Source organism: Methylobacterium planeticum (genome assembly GCF_008806345.1).
GTDB classification, from domain to species: domain Bacteria; phylum Pseudomonadota; class Alphaproteobacteria; order Rhizobiales; family Beijerinckiaceae; genus Methylobacterium; species Methylobacterium planeticum.
The window spans coordinates 1-3,013 of sequence record NZ_VZZJ01000068.1 but is presented as its reverse complement, the minus strand read 5'-3'; the positions used below and the strand labels follow the sequence as shown (position 1 = coordinate 3,013).

Annotated in this window: 2 protein-coding genes; both read left to right on the top strand. The window is 73.9% G+C overall.

Annotation, left to right across the window (positions count from 1 at the left end):
* A partial coding sequence (locus F6X51_RS27550) for a type I secretion system permease/ATPase (protein WP_150967285.1) occupies positions 1 to 1,693 on the top strand: 1,693 nt, incomplete at its 5' end.
* A partial coding sequence (locus tag F6X51_RS27545) for an HlyD family type I secretion periplasmic adaptor subunit (protein ID WP_150967283.1) occupies positions 1,693 to 3,013 on the top strand: 1,321 nt, incomplete at its 3' end. The genes F6X51_RS27550 and F6X51_RS27545, both read left to right, overlap by 1 nt.

Here is a 3,013-nt window from a genome sequence, read left to right as displayed (position 1 = left end):
GAACCTGCTCTACCTGACGGGCTCGTTCTTCATGCTGGAGGTCTACGACCGGGTGATCCCGAGCCGCTCGGTGCCGACCCTGATCGGCCTGATGGTGCTGGCGCTCGTCCTGTACGGCTTCCAGGGTCTGCTCGAGACCCTGCGCGCCCGGATCCTGGCGCGCGTCGGGGCGGCGCTGGACGAGGCGTTGTCGGCCCGGGTCTTCGACCTCGTGGTGCGCGCGCCGCTCAAGGGCGCCACCCCGGGCGACGGGCTGCTGCCCCTGCGCGACCTCGACCAGATCCGGGCGTTCCTGGGCGGCAGCGGGCCGAGCGCCTTCTTCGACCTGCCGTGGATGCCGATCTACCTGGTCATCTGCTTCCTGTTCCATCCCCTGATCGGGGTGGCGGCCCTGGTGGGGGCGGGCGTGCTCGCCCTGGTCACGCTGATCACCGACCGCTCGACCCGCAGCCCGGCCCAGGCCGCGACCGGCCACGGCTTGCGCCGCAACGGCCTGGCCGAGGCCGGCCGTCGCAACGCCGAGGTCCTGGCCGCGCTCGGCATGCAGGACCGCCTCGGCGCCCGCTGGGCCCGGGCCAACCGCGACTACATGCAGGCGCAGCAGCGGGTCTCGGACGTGGCCGGCGGCTTCGGGGCCGGCTCCAAGGTCTTTCGCATGGCCCTGCAATCGGGGGTGCTGGCGCTGGGCGCCTGGCTGGTGATCAACAACATGGCCACCGCCGGCATCATCATCGCCTCCTCGATCCTGGTCTCGCGCGCGCTCGCCCCGGCCGAGCTGGCGATCGCCAACTGGAAGGGCTTCGTCCAGGCCCGGCAATCCTGGGCCCGGCTCTCGGAGCTGCTCGGGCGGATCCCGCCCGCCGGGCAGCCGCACGCGCTGCCCGCCCCGCGCCAGAGCCTGAGCGTGGAGGGGGTCAGCATCGCGCCCCCGGGCACGCCGCGTCTGGTGGTGCAGGACGTCACCTTCGCGCTCCAGGCCGGCCAGGGGCTGGGGATCATCGGGCCGTCGGCCTCGGGCAAGTCCTCGCTGGTGCGGGCGCTGGTGGGGGTGTGGCCGGCGCTGCGGGGCAAGGTCCGGCTCGACGGGGCGGCGCTCGACCAGTGGGCGAGCGGGGATCTCGGGCGCCATCTCGGCTTCCTGCCGCAGGAGGTTGAGCTGTTTGCCGGCAGCGTCTCGGAGAACATCAGCCGGTTCGAGCCGGAGGCGGACCCGGAGGTTGTGATCGCGGCCGCCAAGGCGGCGGGGGTGCACGAGCTGATCCTGCGCCTGTCGGAGGGCTACGACACCCGCATCGGCGAGGGCGGGGCGGGTCTGTCGGCGGGCCAGCGCCAGCGGGTGGGGCTGGCCCGGGCGCTGTACCGCGACCCGTTCCTGGTGCTGCTGGACGAGCCCAACGCCAACCTCGACAACGAGGGCGAGAACGCCCTGACCCAGGCGATCCTGGGGGTGCGCCGGCGCGGGGGCATCTGCGTGGTGGTGGCCCACCGGCCGAGCGCGCTGGCGGCGGTGGACCTTGTGCTGATGATGGCCGACGGGCGGGCCCAGGCCTTCGGGCCCAAGGACGAGGTGTTCAAGCGCGTGCTGCGCCCGGCGCCGGCCCCGGTGGCGGTCGCGGCGGACGCGCCCGGGCCGCGGTCGCGGCCCGAGGGCGCGCCGGACCTGAGGTCGGGCAAGATGCAGGAGAGTGCCTGATGGCCGCCACCCTGAACCCGGGCGAGGCCGGGGGGCCGCGGCTGGCCCTGCCGCCGGCGCCGCCGGCGCCGCTGCGCCCGCGCGCGCATGCCTCGATCCGGCGTCACCTGGCGCTGACGCTCGGCCTGGCCGCCGCCCTGGTGGTGGGGGTCGGGGGCTGGGCGACGCTGACGCAGATCTCCGGGGCGGTGATCGCGCCGGGCCAGCTCGTGGTCGAGTCGGACGTGAAGAAGGTGCAGCACCCGACCGGCGGGGTGGTGGGCGAGCTGCGGGTGCGCGAGGGCGCGCGGGTCAAGGCCGGCGACGTGCTGATCCGCCTCGACGAGACCCAGACCCGGGCCAATCTCGACATCGTGCTCAAGGCGCTCGACGAGCTGACGGCGCGGCGCGCCCGCGACGAGGCCGAGCGCGACGGGGCCAGGGCGGTGGCGTTCCCGCCCGATCTCGTGGGCCGCGCCGTGGCCGACCCGGCGGTGGCGCACCTGATCGAGGGGGAGGGGCGTCTGTTTTCGGCGCGGGTGGCGGGGCGCGAGGGTCAGAAGGCGCAGCTGCGCGAGCGGGTGACGCAGCTGCGCCAGGAGATCGGCGGGCTGACCGAGCAGGCGGGGGCCAAGGAGCGCGAGATCGGGCTGATCGGCTCGGAGCTGAAGGGGGTGCGCGAGCTGTTCGGCAAGAACCTGGTGCCGTTCTCGCGGGTGACGGCGCTGGAGCGGGACGGGGCGCGTCTGGAGGGGGAGCGGGGCCAGCTGATCGCCTCGACGGCCTCGGCACGGGGCAAGATCACCGAGACGGAGCTGCAGATCCTGCAGATCGACGGGGACATGCGCACGGAGGTGGGCAAGGACCTGGCGGAGATCCGGGGCAAGTGGTCGGAGCTTGTGGAGAAGCGGGTGGCGGCGGAGGACCAGCTCAAGCGGATCGACCTGCGGGCGCCCCAGGACGGGACGGTGCACCAGCTCTCGGTGCACACGATCGGGGGTCTGGTGACGCCGAGCGAGCCCGCGATGCTGATCGTGCCCTCGGCCGACCAGCTGGCGGTGGAGGTGAAGATCCAGCCGCAGGACATCGACAGCGTGCGGATGGACCAGAAGGCGGTGTTGCGGTTTCCGGCCTTCAACCAGCGGGTGACGCCGGAGGTGGACGGGCAGGTGAGCCGGGTCTCGGCGGACGTGACGACGGACCCGAAGAGCGGGATGAGCTACTACACGGCGCGGATCCTGGTGCCGGAGGAGCAGAAGGCGCGGCTGGGCGGGGGCCGCCTGGTCCCGGGGATGCCCGTGGAGGCGTTCCTGCAGATCGGGGAGCGCTCGGTGCTGAGCT